We start from the raw sequence: 16,307 nt of genomic DNA, 5'->3' as shown, positions 1-16,307 counted from the left end.
CGCGCGACCGTCCCGGCCACGGTGGTACGAGCGTACACACTCTGTGGACGGTCGTACACATCGGCCTGTAGGTTGACGCCCATGCCCACGGACCACTTCGCCGGCGACCCGCGGACCAACCGGGAACGCATGCTCGCCGGGGATCACTACATCGCCGACGATCCTGAGAACGAGCGGCTGCACCGGCGCGGGGTCCGGCTCGCCGACGCGTACCACCGCGCCGAGGTCGTCGAAGATCCCGGAGCCCGAGCGATCCTCCGCGACCTGCTCGGCACCCTCGGCGAGGGCGCCCACGTCAACCCGCCGCTGTTCGTCGACTACGGCGAGAACCTGCACATCGGCGCACGCACCTTCGTCAACTACAACCTCACGGCGCTGGACGTGGCGACCATCACGATCGGCGAGGACTGCCAGATCGGCCCGAACGTCCAGCTCCTGACGCCCACGCACCCGATCGACCCGCAGCCACGCCGGGACAAGCTCGAGGCCGCGCAGCGCATCACGATCGAGGACAACGTGTGGCTGGGCGGCGGGGTCATCGTGTGCCCGGGGGTCACCATCGGCGAGAACTCCGTGATCGGTGCCGGCTCGGTGGTGACCAAGGACGTCCCGCCGAACGTCCTCGCCGTCGGGAACCCCGCGCGCGTCGTCCGGGCCATCGGGTAGCTCGATGGCCGCCCAGGAGCGTCCACCGGGCTCGCGGCTCGGCCGCCGCAACGACCCCGAGCGACGCGACCGGATCATCGACGCGTGCCTCGACCTCGTCTCACGCTCCGGTGTCGCCGGCACGTCCCACCGGAAGGTCGCCGCTGCGGCCGGCGTCCCCCTCGGCGCGATGACGTACTACTTCGACGGCATGGACGACCTCCTCAAGGCCGCCTTCACCCGGTTCGCCACGATGATCAGCGACAGGTTCGAACGCCGGATGGCCGCAGCGACCGACCCCGAGCTCGCCCGGCAGGCCGTCGTCGCGATCATCCTCGAGGACGTCTTCGGCGACGACCGGGAGCTCGTCCTGTCCCACGAGCTCTACACCCTCGCTGCGCGCGAGCCCGCCTTCCGGTCCATCACCACCGCGTGGATGGGACGCAGCCGGGCCGCCCTGGAGCGCCACTTCGACCCGGAGACCGCCCGGATGCTCGACGCCCTCATCGAGGGCCTCACCATCCACCGCGCTCTCGACTCGCAGGCCCGCGACCGCCGCGAGGTCGAGGTCGCCGTCGCGCGCATCACCGCCCGCTAGCACCACGCCGGGCTACGGCGACGTCGCCTCTCCACCGGTCTCGCCGCCGTGCCCCTCGTCCTCGCGAGCCTCGTCGTCGTTCGCGTCGTCCTCGCGAGCCTCGTGGTCGTGGGTCTCGTCCTCGTGCGCGCCGTCCTCGTGCGCGTCGTCGTCGTCCACGGCGTCGGACGCGTAGGCGAAGCCCTCGAGGAACCCCCGGGCGCGCTCCGTGCGCGGGTACGCGTCGAGCAGCGCCCAGAACTCCGGCCCGTGCCCGGCCTGCAGCAGGTGCGCGAGCTCGTGCAGGAGCACGTAGTCGAGGACCCACCGCGGCATGCCGCGCACGCGAGTCGAGATCCGGATGGTGCCCTCGGTCGGGGTGCACGACCCCCACCGGCGGCCCTGGTTGCCCGACCACGTGATGCTCGTGGGGTGCGCCTGGCCACCGAGGTAGCGCTGCGACAGGTCCGCGGCACGCGCGGCGAGCTGCTCGTCGGACGGGCGCCGGCGCTGGTCCTGGGTCGCGAGCTTGGTCACCATGCGGCGCACCCACTCCCGCTCCTGCGTGCGGGTGAACCGCGCGGGGATCGCCACGACCATGTGCCCGCCCTCGCGGAAGGCCGTCACCGTCCGCACACGCCGGCGGCTCCGCCGGACCTCGACGTGCTCCAGGGCAGCCGCGACGGCGGCATCCAGCGGCGCCCCTGCCGCGCGCTTCTCAGCCACGGGGACGACGGTATCCCCCGCGGCGTGCTCACCGGCGCACCCGCGGGTGCAGACCGGCCCGCGCGCCGCACGCGTCCGCGCGGTCGACCCCCACGAGGGCGTCACCGCGGCACGCTCGTGCTCGCCGCGACGCGCCGCGGGGCGTCCCGACCGGACACGCGTGCGTGCGGCCACTACGCTGTCGGTGCACGGTGACGCCCGACCAGACCTGGTCGCGGCTCACGAAGCCGGCCGGGTCGATCACGTCCGGTGCGCAAGCCTTCTGAACGGAGATTCCTCATGGCCGAGACCTACAAGGGTGAGTTCTACTGCGTGAAGTGCAAGGAGAAGCGTGAGGCCGAGGGTGACGTCGTCGTCGCCAACGGTCGCAAGATGGCAAAGGGCATCTGCCCGGTCTGCGGCACCAAGCTGAACCGGATCCTCGGCAAGGCCTGAGAGCCCGACGAAAGGCGGCCCCTGGTGGGCCGCCTTTCGCATGTCCGGGGACGCCTGTGGAGAACCTCCGCAGCGGCGTCCGGCACGCGAGCATGGACCTCTGGACGCACAGGGGGAGGTGGGGCCGTGGACGGGCTCCTGGACGAGGTCGCCACCAGGCGAGCCCGGCGGCACACGGCCATCGGCTCGGTGGATGCCGAGCTCAGGCTGCGGCCCGGGCTGCGGCTGCTGTGGCGCGGTCCCACCGAGGTGCAGGTCGGCACCGACCCCCGGTGGTCCGTGGTGCTCACCGACCTCGACCCGACGGCCGCGCGCGTCCTGACCGATGCACCCCCGGGTGTGACCACGCGCGCGCTGCGTCGCACCCTGACCGCAGCAGGGGTCGGGCGCGAGGGAGTCGACGCGATCCTCGACCACCTCGGCGCGGCGCACCTGCTCACAGCGCTCCCCGGGCCGGACCCGCGCCCCGACGAGGAGACGTGGTCGCTGCTCGACGAGGCTGTCGTCCCGGGCAGCGAGAGGCACCGGTCGGTGCGTCCGCGCGCAAGCACCAGCGTCCGCGTGCGCGGCCTGGGCAGGCTCGGCACAGGGATCGCCGTGACCCTCGCCTCGGCGGGCGTGGGCACCCTGCACCTCGAGGACCCCGGCGCGGTGACCCGGCACGACGTCGGAGCGGGGCTGACCGCACGTGACATCGGACGCTCGCGGGCGGGCGCGGTCGCGCGGGTCGTGCTCGACGCGGCGCCGACGGTGACGATCGCGAACGCCCCTGCGGCTCGCGTCGACCTCGTCGTCCTGGTGGAGCACGACGCAGCCGACCCCGTCGGCTATCGCGCGCTGCTGAGCGACGACGTCCCGCACCTGTCCGTCGTCGTGCGGGAGGCGTCCGTGCTCGTGGGCCCGCTCGTACGTCCCGGCGCGACGGCGTGCCTGCGGTGCGTCGACCTGCACCGGACCGACCGTGACGACCGCTGGCCGGTGCTCGCCGCCCAGCTCGTGGCGCGCCGGGGGCCCCGCCACGAGGAGACCGCCATGGCTTCCGTCGCCGCGGCGATCGCCGCCGCACAGGTGCTCGCGCACCTGGACGGGCGCCCCTGCGCGGTGAGCGACGGGGCGATCGAGCTCCGCCTGCCCGACCTGCTGCCGCACCACATGAGGTGGGCCGCGCACCCTGACTGCGGCTGCGTCGCGGTACCGGCGCCGGCGAGCGCACCGCCCAGGTGGGACGAGCGGGCGCGCCACCCGGCCCCGGAGACGGCTGACCCCGGCGCGGTTCGCGCCGGGGTCAGCTGAGGTCAGGCCGCCGAGGACTCGTCCTTGCGGGGGCGTCCCCGGCCGCGCTTGCGCGCGACGACGACCCCGCCGACGAAGACCTCGCCGCCCCAGACACCCCAGGGCTCCTCGCGTGCGAGAGCACCCGCGAGGCAGCCCTCGCGGATCGGGCACTGCTGGCACAGGGACTTGGCCAGCTCGACGTCAGCCGACCGCTCGGCGAACCACAGCTCAGAGTCGTACTCGCGGCACGGGATGAGTGTGGCGACCAGCTGGTCGAAGGTGTCGTCGTCGCTCGGAGGCGTCGGGGTCGTGGACGGGACGGGCCAAGGGCCCGATCCGCCCTGGTTGAGCGTGTCGAGCAGCGTGGTGAGCCGCACGAGGTCCTCCTAGGTCCGGAGTTGATCAGCTGGTCTTTCGGTGCCGGGAACGGCGGGTGCTTCGCTGACCACCAGACGGTGGAGAAATGCGAAGGCCGCGGGTCCCGAGTGGACTCCGCGGCCTGTGTGGCTCCGGTCGGTCAGACCGGTATGCCCCCCATGACGGAGTCGTGCTCGGCGGTGGTGACGCCACGCTTGAGATCGCGCTGCCGGCCGAAGCCCGCGGGCACACCACTCCCCTGGAACGGGGACTGGATGGGCGCGGCAGGACGCGGCACGTATGCCGCAGCGGTCGATGCGAACGTCACCACTGTCATCGTCTCCATCAGTGCACCCACCCCCTCTCCGACCAGGTCCTGGGCCTCTTCGGCCCGACCTCCAACAAGGACGTGAGAAACCCTAGGCCCGCGCTCCGGGCGGGCACAACCGAATAACCGAGGCAATCTCGTCGAACTTCAGCCAATCCTCACGAGCACCCGTCGGGGCGCCGCACGGCCCGTCGGCGGGCCCGTTCTCAGGTCCCGTTCTCAGCGGTGCGCCGCCACGATCGCGAGCAGCGCGGGGCCGAACCGGTCGATCTTCGCGGGGCCGATGCCCGGGATGCGCGCGAGCTCACGGACCGACGCCGGGCGCAGCTGGGCGATGCCGCTGAGCGTCGCGTCCACGAGCACGGTGTAGGCGGGCTTGTCCGTCTCGAGCGCGACCTGCTGCCGCCACTCGCGCAGCGCCTCGTACAGGACGGGGTCATGGTCCCCGCCGAGCGCGGGCGTCGCGCCGCCACGGCCGGAGGTACCCGTCCGGCGGGAGCCGCCCGAGTCGGGCCACAGGCCGTCGAGGAAGCGCGAACGCTTGCGGCTCGCCCGCCCCCCGGGTGCGCGCGACCGGGCGAAGCTCAGCTCGAGGTGCTCCCGGGCGCGGGTCACCCCGACGTAGAGCAGGCGCCGCTCCTCCGCGACGGCCGCGTCGGTCTCGGCGAGGGAGATCGGCATGAGGCCCTCGCTGAGCCCGACGAGGAACACCGCGTCCCACTCGAGGCCCTTCGCGGCGTGCAGCGACGCGAGCGTCACACCCTCCACCGCGGGCGCGTGCTGGGCCGAGGCGCGCTCGTCGAGCTCCGCGACGAGGTCCACGAGACTCGCGGCGCCCCGCGCCGGTGCCCCGGAGACCGGCTCGTCTCCGGCCGGCGTCGCCGTGGCCGGCTCGCGGGCGGCGAGGTCGTCGGCGAGGGTCACGAGCGCCTGGAGCGAGTCCCAGCGCTCGCGCAGGGCTCCTCGCGCCGCCGGGGCCTCGGGGCTCCAGCCGGCCGACGCGAGGACGTCGCGCACGGCCTGGGGCATCGGCACGTCGGCCATCGACCGGGCGGCGCCACGCAGCAGGACGATCGCGTCGCGCACCTCCTTGCGCGCGAAGAACCGCTCGCCCCCACGGACGAGGTAGCCGATGCCGGCGTCCGCGAGCGCCTGCTCGAAGGCCTCCGACTGCGCGTTCGTCCGGTACAGGACAGCGATCTCCCGCGCCGGGGTGCCCGCGGCCACGAGCCGGCCGATGCGGGCCGCGACCCCGGCGGCCTCCGCATCGTCGTCGTCGTACACCGTGTAGCCCACCGGGGGCCCGGACGGGCGCTGCGCGACGAGCTCGAGGCCCGCCGAGCGACGCCGGCCCGACGCCGCCGCGATCACCCGGTTGGCCAGGTCAACGACCTGCGGTGTCGACCGGTAGTCACGCACGAGGCGCACGACGCGCGCGTCCGGGTGGCGCTCCGCGAACGTCAGCAGGTGGTGCGGCGTCGCACCCGTGAACGAGTAGATCGTCTGGCTCGGGTCGCCGACGACGCACAGCTCGTGGCGGCCCCCGAGCCACTGGTCGAGCAGGTACTGCTGCGCGGGCGACACGTCCTGGTACTCGTCGACCACGAAGTGCCGGTACTGGCCGCGCACCGTCTCGGCGATGTCGCGCCGGCTCTCGATCATGTGACCGAGCATCGTCAGGACGTCCTCGAAGTCGATGACCCCGCGCGCGTCCTTGGCCTCCTCGTACGCCGCGATGAGCCTGGCGACGGTCGCACGGTCGTACCCGGCGGGCGCCGGGCGTCCCGTCGCGGACGCAGCCCGCACGTAGTCGTCGGCCGAGACGAGGCTGACCTTGGACCACTCGATCTCCGAGGACAGGTCCCGCACGCTCAGCCTGTCGACGCCGAGCCCCAGGCCCGTCGCGGCCTGCGCGACCACCGGCGCCTTGTGCTCGAGGATCCGCGGCGGCGCGCCGCCGACCACCTGCGGCCAGAAGAACGAGAGCTGGCGCAGGGCCGCCGCGTGGAACGTGCGCGCCTGGACCCCGCCCACCCCGAGCTCGCGCAGGCGCGTGCGCATCTCACCGGCGGCCCGGGCGGTGAACGTGACCGCGAGGACGCTCGTCGGCGCGTACGTGCCCGTGCGGACGCCGTAGGCGATGCGGTGCGTGATCGCGCGCGTCTTGCCCGTGCCTGCGCCGGCGAGCACGCACACGGGACCGGTCACGGCGGAGGCGACCTCACGCTGGTCGGGGTCGAGGGCTTCGAGGAGCTGGTCGGCGGACATCGGGGCCGAGTCTGGCAGGCTGCGCCGACACTCCTCGCACGCCAGGCGGTCCGCCACGGTCACGGGAAGCGTCGGGAGCCCCGGATGGTTAGGGTCTGCGAGACCCGCACCCGACCCCGAGGACCTCGATGACCAGCTCGCCCACCGCCCCGCCGGCCCCCGGCACGGTCACGATGTTCACAACCACGTGGTGCGGGTACTGCCGACGGCTCAAGTCACAGATGGACGCGGCCGGCGTCGTCTACACCGAGGTCGACATCGAGGAGCAGCCCGGCGCCGCCGGCTTCGTCGAGCAGGTCAACGGCGGCAACCAGACCGTCCCCACGCTGCTGTTCCCCGACGGCACCGCGGCGACCAACCCGTCGCTCGCAGAGGTCACGCGTCGCCTCGCGCAGTAACCCGCGCGCGCGGACGGTCCCGGGTCAGGCGTCGCCCAGCGTGCCGCCGAACCACTCCTCGATGAGCGCCCGCGCGACCGACGTCCGCATGGGGAGCAGCACCTCACCGCTCGCGACCGCCTCGGCGAGCGCGGCGCGCGTGAACCACCGCGCATCCGTCACCTCGACGCCGTCGACCGTGATCTCGGTGCTCAGGGCCTGCGCGACGTACGCGACCATGAGCGACGCCGGGAACGGCCAGGTCTGGCTGCCGCGGTAGGAGACGTCGCCGATGACGACGCCCACCTCCTCGGCCACCTCGCGCCGCACCGCGCTCTCGAGCGACTCCCCCGGCTCCACGTAGCCGGCGAGCGTCGAGAACCGCCGCTCCGGCCAGGCGACCGCGTGCCCGAGCAGCAGCCGCTCGGCGTCGTCCACCACGGCCATGATCACCGCGGGGTCGGTGCGCGGGTAGTGGTCGCTGCCGTCGGCCGTGCACGTGCGGACCCACCCGGCCTGGGCCGGGACCGTCGGCGCGCCGCACCGTGCGCACCGCGGGTGCCGCTCGTGCCAGGCGGTCAGCCCGACGGCGGCGGCGGCCAGGCCCGCGTCGTGGTCGTCGAGCGCGTGCCCGACGTCGCGCAGCACGACCCACCGGGACCCTTCGACCGCGAGGTCCACGGGCCCACCGGCGTCGGGGAACCCCTCGAGGCCGACCGACGCGCCGCGGGCGTCGTCGAACGCGCACGCGAGGTAGGCCTCGCCCTGCGGACCCTCGCCGAGGAACACGACGAGCACGCCCGGCGCGGACGGGAGCGCGTGCCCGAGCACGTCGTGCAGCTGCTCGGGCGAGCGCAGGTCGAGCGCGACGCTCGGGCGCGGGTTGCCCGGCACGTCCTCGCCGCGCGCCAGCAGGCGGCCACCGCTCAGGAGCAGCACGCGCGTCGTCGGCGCGGCCCACGCGCGCGACAGCAGGTCGGGCTCCGTGCGACGGTGCGCGGCACGGTCGACGGTGGCGCGGGCGAGCGGGAGTCGGGACCAGTCCACGCCGGTCACCGTACGGCCACGGGCGGTCCCGGCGCCCCGGCGTCCACCCCCGGCCCGCCCGTGGCGGGCGGTCTGGGCCGGCGGTCGGGGCCGCGGGTCGGAGCCGGCGGTCATGGCAGGCGGTCGGGGCAGGCGGCCGGAGCCGGCGGCCGTGACAGGCGGTCGTCGACCCCGGGCGCGGGGCGCTGCGCTGGGCTGGGGGCCGTGAGAATCCGGACACGCCCGCCGCGCGGCGGGCCCCGCCCCCCGGGGGCGCCTACCGTGGCTCCGTGCCCCGTTCACCCCTCGCCCTCGCCGCCCTCTCGACGGTCGCGATCCCCGGTCTCGACGCGTTCGACGTCCGTCGACCGGCGCACCCGAGCGGTGACGTCGACACCGCCGTCGTCATCGACGCGCAGGGGCGGCGCTGGGTCGTCCGGGCCCCCCAGAACGCCGCGGCCGGTGCCGCGCTCGAGGCCGAGGTCGCGCTGCTCGAGGCGCTCGTCACGCACGCGGACGCGGGCCGCATCCCGTTCGACGTGCCGCGCCCTGCGGGCTTCGCGCCCCTGCCGGAGGGCGGCCGCGCCGTCGTGCACCCGCAGCTGCCCGGGCGCCCCCTGCGGCTCGAGAACCTCGGCCCGGGCCCGGGGCTCGCCGCGGCCGTGGGACGCGCGATCGCCGCGCTCCACGAGCTCCCGCACAGCACCATCGAGGACGCGGGCCTCCCCGTGTACGACGCCGACGCGTACCGACGCCGCCGGCTCGCGGAGGTCGACGAGGCGGCGGGCACCGGGCACGTGCCCGTGACCCTGCTGCGCCGGTGGGAGCGCGCGCTCGAGGACGTCGCGCTGTGGCGCTTCCAGCCGACCGTCGTCCACGGCGACCTGTCCGCTGAGCACGTGCTGTGCTCGGCCGACGCACCCACGGGCATCCTCGGCTGGTCCGAGGCGAAGGTGGCCGACCCGGCGGACGACCTCGCGTGGCTGCTCGTCGCGGCCCCGCAGGAGGCCGTCGACCCGATCCTCGAGGCGTACAGCCTGCGCCGCACCGAGCTCTCGGACCACCACCTCGCGGCGCGCGCGCTGCTCGCCGGCGAGCTGGCCCTCGCGCGGTGGCTGCTCCACGGGGTCCGGACCGGCGACGAGGAGATCGTCCAGGACGCGCGGGCGATGCTCGTCGAGCTCGACGAGCACACCCACGACACCGCGCACGGGCCCGATGGCGCGCCCGGCCCGTCCAGGCAGACCGCGGCCCGCGGCAGCGACGACGACGACGTGCTCGACGACGACGGCGTGCTCGACGACGACGCGCTCGACGACGGGACCGACGATGCCTCGCCCGACGCCTCGTCGCTCGACGACGCGCCCGAGACCGATGCGCCCGGCGCCTCGCCCGAGGGTGACGGTCCCGACGGCGCCGGTGCACCGGGGGACGCGGCTCACGCAGGGAACGCCCCGGCCCCGGACCTGACCGCCTCGGAAGAGGCCGACGCAGGCGCGCCCGACCTCGACGAGGAGAGGCGCAGCAAGGACGACGCCGAGCAGGGCTGACCGACTCGCACGCGGCCGTCAGGGCTGCCCGGCCACCGGTGCCGCGCCGTCAGGGCTGTGCGCCCACCGGTGCCACGCCGTCAGGGCTGCCCGGCCTGCCGGGTGGCGTCCGAGGTGAGGAGGGCCTCGAGCTGATCCTCTCCCACGAGCGTCGTGGGTGTGACGGTGGTCCCGGTCGAGACGTAGAAGAACGCGGCCCGGACCTGGTCCAGGGGCTGCCCCTTCCAGCGCGACCAGGCGAGGCGGTAGACGGCGAGCTGGATCTCGCGGCTGCGGATCGACGCGGGGTCGGTGGGTGGGCGGCCGGTCTTCCAGTCGACGACGACGACTCCCCCGTCCGGCTCGGGGAACACCGCGTCGATGCGTGAGCGCACGACGACGCCCCCGACGGGCGTCTCGATGTCGACCTCGACCGCGAGGGGTGTGCGACCGGCCCACTCGGAGGCCAGGAACCGTTCGCGGAGCTCGGCGAGGTCCTCGCCGTCGTCGGCCGTCGCGTCGTCGGCACCGGGCAGGGCGTCGACGTCGACGAGCGCGGCGGAGCCGAAGTAGCGCTCGACCCAGGCGTGGAAGGCGGTACCGCGGCGTGCGCTGGTGGACGGCGCGAGCGGCACGGGCCGCCGGAGCTGGAGGGCGAACGCGTCGGGGTCCGCCGCGAGCCTGACGAGTGCCGACGCCGACAGGTGCGCGGGCAGCGCGACGCTGGACCGCTCGAGGCTGCCCCGACGCCTCTCCTCGAGCAGGAGCTCGGCGACCTCCGCCAGGTCGCGCGCCGCCCGGCCGCGCGTGGCGGGCGTCTGGACCGGACCGGCGTCCTGACTCGACACGGTGTCCTGACTCGACGCGGTGTCCGGGGACGCGGTGTCAGGGCAAGCGCCGTGCACGAGCCTGCGCGCCGCGTCCCGGACCGCGTCGGCGGCGCGTTCGATCCGCTCGTGACGCTGGGCGGGGTAGGCGTGCTCACCCGGCCAGACGGGTGCGTCGGTGGCCGGTGGTGCCGGGCGCACGGGTGTCCGCAGGGCGCCCGACTCGTCGGGTGCGCTCGGGTCGGGAGCCCACGCCTCGACGTGCGCGACCGGCTCGCCGGCGTCGTCCTCCAGGAGCTCCGTGAGGAACGGTGACGGCGCGGTCGGCCGGGACCCGTCGCGCCACCACGAGCCGGACACGAGAAGGTCCCGACGCGCACGGGTCAGGGCGACGTACGCGAGGCGACGCTCCTCGCCCTGCTGGTGCTCCGCGTGCTCGGCGCGGTACGCCTCGAGCCGGCGTGCGAGCTCCGTGCCGTCCGGCGCCGTGACGACGTCCACGTCCGGGAGGCTGTCCCGGTCCCCGCGCAGGGCCGTCGGCAGGGAACCGTGGTCCTTGATCCAGCCCGACGTGCGGGGCGCCATGGGGAACGTGCGCTCGACGAGCCCGGGCACCGCCACGACGTCCCACTCCAGGCCCTTCGCGGCGTGGACCGTGAGGAGCTGGACGGCGGTGGGGTCCATCTCGGCCACCGGAGCCTCGAGCCCGCGCTCCTCGCGCTGCGCCGCGACGAGCCAGGCGAGGAAGGCGCCGAGCGTGCCGCCGTCGAGGCCGTCGGAAAACGACGCCGCGACCGACCGGAAGGCGTCGAGGTTCGCGCGCGCCGCCGCTGGCCCCACTCCGGGCCGCACGGCGACCTCGATGTCGAGGCCGAGCACGCGCTCCGCCTCCGCGACGAGGTCGACCACGGGGAGGAAGGCGTGGCTGCGCACGGTCCGCAGCACGCCCGCGAGCTCCTCGAGGCGCGCGCGCCCCACCTCGCTGAGCGACCTGCCGCGGCTGCTGACCCAGCCCGGCGGCGGCAGCGCGTCCAGGGCGTCGACGATGCTGTGCTCGTCGACGACGTCGCGGGCGGCGCTCCGGTCACGGCGGGCGGCGTCCGGGCTGCCGAGCTGCGCCGCCCAGTCGCCCAGCGCATGGAGGTCGGCGAGACCGAGGCGTGCCCGGGGCCCGGTGAGCAGCCGCATCAGGGAGTCGCCGCGCGACGGGTCGTGCGCCGCCTCGAGCGTCGCGACGAGGTCGACGACCTCGGGCGTGCTCAGGAGGCCTCCGAGCCCGACGACCTCGACCGGCAGGCCGGCCTCGATCAGCGCCGCCTGGAGCACCGGGAACTGCGACCGCTTGCGGCACAGGACCGCCGCCGTCACCGGCGGACCACCGTCGTCGGTGCGGCGCGCACGGATGAACTCGGCGACGGCCCGCGCCTCGTCCTCGATGGTCTCGAGGTAGGCGGCGGCGACCGAGCCCTGGCCCGCACCCGGCCTCGCTCGCAGCACGGGGAGGTCCACGGGCGAGGCCCCGGCGAGGGCGAGCCGGCGCAGCGGCTCGGCCGCGCGGTTGGCGGCCCGCAGGACCGCCTGGTCGTTGCGCCACGAGGTCGACAGGGCGAGCTGCGCGGCGGGCCGCACGGTCCCCTCCGCGGTGCGGGCGGGGAACTGGGCGGGGAACCGCTCGAGGCCGCCGGCGCTCGCCCCGCGCCAGCCGTAGATCGACTGGTGGGGGTCGCCCACGGCCGTCACGGGGTGCCCGACACCGTCGCCGGACGCCCCGCCGAACAGGTGGCGCAACAGCTCGAGCTGGGCCACCGACGTGTCCTGGTACTCGTCGAGCAGCACGACGCCGAAGCGCGCGCGCTCCGCGGCGCCCACGTCCGGCACCTCGCGGGCGAGCCGTGCGGCGAGGGCGACCTGGTCGGCGAAGTCGATGAGGTCGTCCTGCCGCTTGCGGGCGGTGAACGCCTCGACGAGGTCGACGAGGCGCGCGCGGAGCTGGAGCGACGTCCGCACGTCCCGGACGAGGTCCCGGTCCTTGGCCCGCAGCCGGTCCCCGGGCGGCAGGTCCGTCGTCGCGTCGAGGAGGCGCTCGGCCTCCGCCCGCAGCGCCGCGGGCTCGACGAGGTGCTCGGCGAGTGCCCCGGCGAGGTCGAGCACCGCGGCGGTCACGGTCGACGGCGCCAGGTCGACCCCGAGGTCGTCCGACCAGCGCTCGACGATCTCGTGGGCGAGCTGCCAGCGACCCGCCTCACCGAGCAGCCGCGCGGACGGCTCGAGGCCGAGGCGCAGCGCGTGGTCCCCGACGAGGCCTGCCGCGTAGGAGTTGTACGTCGAGACGGTCGGCACGACGAGGGTGAGGGCCCCGCCGGCGCCGCGCCGTTCCCGCGCCGCGCGCAGGGCCCGCAGGCGTCGGCGCACCCGCTCCGACAGCTCGCCGGCGGCCTTGCGCGTGAACGTGAGCCCGAGGACCCGGTCGGGCTCGACCATGCCGTTCGCGATCAGGTAGACGACCCTCGCGGCCATCGTCTCCGTCTTGCCCGACCCGGCGCCCGCGACGACCAGCAGCGGCTCGAGCGGCGACTCGATGATCGCGACCTGCTCGGGTGTCGGGTCCGGCAGGTCGAGCAGCCGCGCGATGTCGACCGCGCCGAGCACGTCCCGCTCCCCGTCCCGTCCGGCCCGACCGGCGACGGCCGTCGCGACGCTCATGAGCCCACCACGCGCCCCTCGGGCTGGACCGGGCACGAGCGGGTCACCGGGCACGTGCGGCACAGGTCGTTGCTCGTCGCCGCCATCGTGGACGCGCTCACCGTCCGCGCGACGTCCTCGAGCAGCGCGCGCGCCCACCCCGGCTCCGCGTCCTGGTCGAGGGGGACCTGCTCCCGGCCCGTCCAGCTCTTGTTCTTGGTCCCCACGTACACGAGCGCCGCGCCACCGCTCGCGGCAGCGTCGATGGACTCGAACGCGCCGGCGGCGACGGCCTCCTGGTACGCACCGAGCTGGGCGTGCCGGGCCGCGTCGTCCTTCCCCACGGGCGACCTGCCCGTCTTGAGGTCCACGACACGGACCCGGGCGGCACCGTCGGGCCCGTCGTCGACGCGCTCGAGCCGGTCGACCGTGCCCCGCAGCAGCACACGCCCGATCTCGACGCTGAACGGCTCCTCGACGCCGACCGGCTCGCCCGCGGCACGCAGGTACGCGGCGAGGTGGCGCACCATCGACGCCGCCCGGCGTCGCTGGACCTGACCGACCCACCCCTCCGGCAGCCCGAGCTCCCCCCAGCGCTCGTCCAGGAGCGCGGCGAGCTCCTCCTCCGTCCCCCGGGGCAGGGCCGCGGCGACCGCGTGCACGAGCGTGCCGAGCGACTGCTCCCCCGAGTCGGCGGCCGTGCCGCCCGCGGCCTCGAGCGCCCAGCGCAGGGCGCACGTGGAGGCGGACTCGAGCTTGGACGGCGAGAGCGGCACAGGCCCGTCGTCCGGCCACAGCGGCGAGCGCGTCGAGAGCTCGCCCGCGCCGTACCAGTGCTCCGGGCGCGCACCCGGGACGCCCTCCTGGGCGAGGCGGGCGAGCAGGACGGCCGCAGGGTGGTCGCCGGACGCGTCCGGGAGCGCCTCGAGCTCGGCCCGGCACTGCGCGACGACGGCGCGCAGGTCGAGCGCGGGCGGCACGGCCGTGAGCCGGGGGTCGACGGCGGCCTCGCCGGGGCCCGCGTCGACCAGGTCGATGACGGCGGACGACTGGTGGTCCGTGTCCTGGACCGCGGTGACGAGGAGCCGTCGCCGCGCACGCGAGACCGCGACGGCGAAGGCCCGCAGCTCGTCGTCGAGCACCGCGGCCCGCGCCTCGGCGGCCCCGGCTCCGCGGTCGTCGCCCGGCAGCGCGCGCCCGGCCAGGACGTCCACCAGGTGCTGGGAACCCAGCATCGAGTCACGCAGGCGCAAGTCGGGCCAGACGCCCTCCTGGACGCCGGCGACCACGACGACGTCCCACTCGCCCCCGGCGGCCCCCGCTGCCGTCAGCAGCGCGACCGACTCGCCGACGTCGCCGTGCGCCGCGAGGGAGTCCGCCGGCAGGTCCTGGGACTGGAGGTGCTCGAGGAACGCGGCGACGGGCGCCTGGGGAAGCCGGTCGACGAACTGCTCGGCCGACTTGAAGAGCGCGAGCACCGCGTCGAGGTCACGGTCCGCGCGGGCCCCGCCAGGTCCGCCGACGAGCGCCGCCCGACGCCAGGCGTCGGCCTGCCCTGCCGTGGACCACAGGGCCCAGAGCACCTCGAGGACGCTTGGCGACGCGGCGTCGAGCGCACCACGACCGGCCGCGAGGACCTCCGCGAGGCGCCGCACGGGGCGGCGCACCTGGCTCGGCAGGGTCGCGGCCCGGTCGGGGTCGGCGAGGACCTCGACGAGCAGGACGTCGCTGGTGCGCTCCCCGCCCCCGGCGAGCTCCTCCGCGCGCAGGGACCGCCGGAGCCGGCGCAGGGCGACCGCGTCCATGCCGCCCAGGGGTGAGCCGAGGAGCTGCGCCGCGACGTCCGCGGTGAGCGTCGCGGGGTCGAGCAAGCAGCCGAGCGCGAGCAGGAGCGGGCGCACCGCCGGCTCCGCGCGGAGCGGGACGTCGCTGCCGACCACCGCCACGGGCACCTGAGCCGCGAGCAGCGCCCGCCGGAGCTCGGCGACCTGCCCGCCCGAGCGGACCACGACGGCCATCCGGCTCCAGGGGACCCCCTCGTGCAGCCGTGCGGACCGCAGCGTGTAGGCGACGTACGCCGCCTCCTGGGCGGGTGAGCGCAGGAACGCGACCCGCACGTCGTCCGCGACCTCGACGGCGGCAGCCGCCTCGCGGTGCCGGCGGCCCGCACCCCGGATCTCCTCCGTGACGGCGCGCGCCACGGAACGCAGCCGGGGCCCGTGCCGCCACACCCGGCCGAGCACGAACTCGTCGGCGGCGAAGGCGCCGAGCTCGCTGCCCGCCGGCCCGACGGTCGCCCGCTCCACGAGGGCGGGCATCGCGCCGCGGAACGTCTGCACCGCGGCGTCGGGGTCCGCGAGCAGGAGGAGGTCCGCACCGTCGTCACGCAGCGCATGGAGCAGGCGTGCGGTCGCGGCGGTGACCTCCTGGTAGTCGTCCACGACGACGAGCCGCCAGCCCGGCCGCGGCGCGCCGGGCACCTCCGCGTCCCACGCGCGCAGCGCCTCCGCGGCCTCGTCGACCACGACCGCCGCGTCGAACCGGGCACCGGCGTCGGGCGTGCCCGAGCGCAGGCGCGTCACGTCGAGGTACTCCTCGTAGACGGCTGCTGCCGCCGACCACTCCGGGCGCCCGTGCGCGTCACCCAGGCGGGCGAGGTCCACGGGACGCAGACCGCGCTCGGCCGCGCGCATGAGCAGGTCGCGCAGCTCGTCGCGGAACGCCCTGAGCCCCAGCGCGCCCGTGGGGACCCGCGCCGGCCACCGCACGGCGGCCCCCTCGCCCTCGGCGTGACCGGCGAGGAGGTCGGCGAGCACCAGGTCCTGCTCGGGACCGCTGATGAGCGTGGGCGCAGGCTCACCGAGGAGCGCCGCACGTGCGCGCAGCACCGAGAAGGCCGCGGAGGACGGCGTCCGCACCACTGCCTGGCCGGCCGTGCGCCGCACGTGCGCGGACAGCTCGTCCCTCAGCCGGGCCGCGGCACGTCGCGTCGGGGCGAGGAGCAGCACCGACTCGGCCGCGACCTCACCCGTGAGCACGCGCTGCGCGACGGACGCGAGCGCCGTCGTCGTCTTGCCCGAGCCTGCGGCACCCCGGACCAGGAGCGCCGGCCCCCGGTGCTCGAGCACGCGGCGCTGCTCGGCGTCCGGCTCGGGCCACGCGCCGGGCGGCGCCGGCGGGGCAAGGGTCAACGTCACGCGGCCGATCCCATCACGGGCGTCCGACACAGCGGCTGCCACCCCGGCACGGGGCCAC

General features: G+C 75.8%; 13 protein-coding genes. 6 read left to right on the top strand and 7 right to left on the bottom strand.

Features of this window, described 5'->3' with window-relative positions; genetic code table 11:
• Nucleotides 1–81 precede the first annotated feature (81 nt).
• Together FZ988_RS12420 and FZ988_RS12415 are read left to right on the top strand one after the other, a co-directional pair.
• Nucleotides 82–666, top strand: a complete 585-nt coding sequence (locus FZ988_RS12420) for a sugar O-acetyltransferase (RefSeq protein ID WP_149204335.1) — start codon at nt 82–84, stop codon at nt 664–666.
• A gap of 4 nt (nt 667–670) precedes the next feature.
• Nucleotides 671–1,243, top strand: a complete 573-nt coding sequence (locus FZ988_RS12415; protein WP_149204334.1) for a TetR/AcrR family transcriptional regulator — start codon at nt 671–673, stop codon at nt 1,241–1,243.
• A 12-nt stretch (nt 1,244–1,255) separates the two neighbouring features.
• Here the strand turns inward: FZ988_RS12415 and FZ988_RS12410 are convergent, their stop codons facing one another.
• Nucleotides 1,256–1,918 carry a M48 metallopeptidase family protein gene (locus FZ988_RS12410; RefSeq protein ID WP_188079090.1) on the bottom strand — a complete coding sequence of 221 codons (663 nt, stop codon included), beginning with the start codon at nt 1,916–1,918 and terminating at the stop codon, nt 1,256–1,258.
• Between the two features lie 309 nt (nt 1,919–2,227).
• Between FZ988_RS12410 and FZ988_RS12405 the strand changes: the two genes are divergently transcribed.
• Both FZ988_RS12405 and FZ988_RS12400 read left to right on the top strand, forming a co-directional pair.
• Nucleotides 2,228–2,383 (top strand): DUF5679 domain-containing protein, encoded by a 156-nt coding sequence (locus tag FZ988_RS12405; protein ID WP_149204333.1) that lies wholly within the window; start codon nt 2,228–2,230, stop codon nt 2,381–2,383.
• 126 nt (nt 2,384–2,509) lie between these two features.
• Nucleotides 2,510–3,676 (top strand): ThiF family adenylyltransferase, encoded by a 1,167-nt coding sequence (locus FZ988_RS12400; RefSeq protein ID WP_188079085.1) that lies wholly within the window; start codon nt 2,510–2,512, stop codon nt 3,674–3,676.
• Nucleotides 3,677–3,678: 2 nt separating this feature from the next.
• Here the strand turns inward: FZ988_RS12400 and FZ988_RS12395 are convergent, their stop codons facing one another.
• The 3 genes from FZ988_RS12395 to FZ988_RS12385 form a co-directional block, all read right to left on the bottom strand.
• Nucleotides 3,679–4,035 carry a WhiB family transcriptional regulator gene (locus FZ988_RS12395; RefSeq protein ID WP_149204331.1) on the bottom strand — a complete coding sequence of 119 codons (357 nt, stop codon included), beginning with the start codon at nt 4,033–4,035 and terminating at the stop codon, nt 3,679–3,681.
• Between the two features lie 140 nt (nt 4,036–4,175).
• Entirely contained in the window at nt 4,176–4,361 is a 186-nt protein-coding gene (locus tag FZ988_RS12390) for a hypothetical protein (RefSeq protein ID WP_149204330.1), read from the bottom strand.
• 201 nt (nt 4,362–4,562) lie between these two features.
• Nucleotides 4,563–6,611, bottom strand: a complete 2,049-nt coding sequence (locus FZ988_RS12385) for an ATP-dependent helicase (RefSeq protein ID WP_149204329.1) — start codon at nt 6,609–6,611, stop codon at nt 4,563–4,565.
• A gap of 128 nt (nt 6,612–6,739) precedes the next feature.
• Here FZ988_RS12385 and FZ988_RS12380 point away from each other — a divergent pair, with 128 nt between their 5' ends.
• Nucleotides 6,740–7,009: a mycoredoxin gene (locus FZ988_RS12380; protein WP_149204328.1), complete on the top strand. Its 270-nt coding sequence runs from the start codon at nt 6,740–6,742 to the stop codon at nt 7,007–7,009.
• Between the two features lie 24 nt (nt 7,010–7,033).
• Here the strand turns inward: FZ988_RS12380 and nudC are convergent, their stop codons facing one another.
• Nucleotides 7,034–8,035 carry an NAD(+) diphosphatase gene (nudC, locus tag FZ988_RS12375; RefSeq protein WP_246169466.1) on the bottom strand — a complete coding sequence of 334 codons (1,002 nt, stop codon included), beginning with the start codon at nt 8,033–8,035 and terminating at the stop codon, nt 7,034–7,036.
• Nucleotides 8,036–8,304: 269 nt separating this feature from the next.
• Here nudC and FZ988_RS12370 point away from each other — a divergent pair, with 269 nt between their 5' ends.
• A complete protein-coding gene (locus FZ988_RS12370) occupies nt 8,305–9,564 on the top strand; it encodes a phosphotransferase (protein ID WP_223145122.1) in 1,260 nt (419 codons plus the stop codon).
• An 80-nt stretch (nt 9,565–9,644) separates the two neighbouring features.
• Here FZ988_RS12370 and FZ988_RS12365 read toward each other — a convergent pair whose 3' ends face one another.
• Nucleotides 9,645–13,073, bottom strand: coding sequence for an ATP-dependent helicase (locus tag FZ988_RS12365; protein ID WP_149204326.1), 3,429 nt, complete (start codon nt 13,071–13,073; stop codon nt 9,645–9,647).
• A complete protein-coding gene (locus FZ988_RS12360; protein WP_246169465.1) occupies nt 13,070–16,249 on the bottom strand; it encodes an ATP-dependent helicase in 3,180 nt (1,059 codons plus the stop codon). The genes FZ988_RS12365 and FZ988_RS12360 overlap by 4 nt, the downstream gene beginning before the upstream one ends.
• Nucleotides 16,250–16,307: the final 58 nt, after the last annotated feature.

Source organism: Actinotalea subterranea (genome assembly GCF_008364845.1).
GTDB lineage: Bacteria > Actinomycetota > Actinomycetes > Actinomycetales > Cellulomonadaceae > Actinotalea > Actinotalea subterranea.
The sequence above is the reverse complement of the archived record's forward strand: the minus strand, read 5'-3'. Positions and strand labels throughout refer to the sequence as shown.

Excerpts from the sequence above, each read along its gene's own strand:
- FZ988_RS12420 (WP_149204335.1), top strand. The coding sequence starts at position 82 with ATGCCCACGGACCACTTCGCCGGCGACCCGCGGACCAACCGGGAACGC.
- FZ988_RS12415 (WP_149204334.1), top strand. The coding sequence starts at position 671 with ATGGCCGCCCAGGAGCGTCCACCGGGCTCGCGGCTCGGCCGCCGCAAC.
- FZ988_RS12405 (WP_149204333.1), top strand. The coding sequence starts at position 2,228 with ATGGCCGAGACCTACAAGGGTGAGTTCTACTGCGTGAAGTGCAAGGAG.
- FZ988_RS12390 (WP_149204330.1), bottom strand. The coding sequence starts at position 4,361 with ATGGAGACGATGACAGTGGTGACGTTCGCATCGACCGCTGCGGCATAC.
- FZ988_RS12385 (WP_149204329.1), bottom strand. The coding sequence starts at position 6,611 with ATGTCCGCCGACCAGCTCCTCGAAGCCCTCGACCCCGACCAGCGTGAG.
- FZ988_RS12380 (WP_149204328.1), top strand. The coding sequence starts at position 6,740 with ATGACCAGCTCGCCCACCGCCCCGCCGGCCCCCGGCACGGTCACGATG.
- FZ988_RS12365 (WP_149204326.1), bottom strand. The coding sequence starts at position 13,073 with ATGAGCGTCGCGACGGCCGTCGCCGGTCGGGCCGGACGGGACGGGGAG.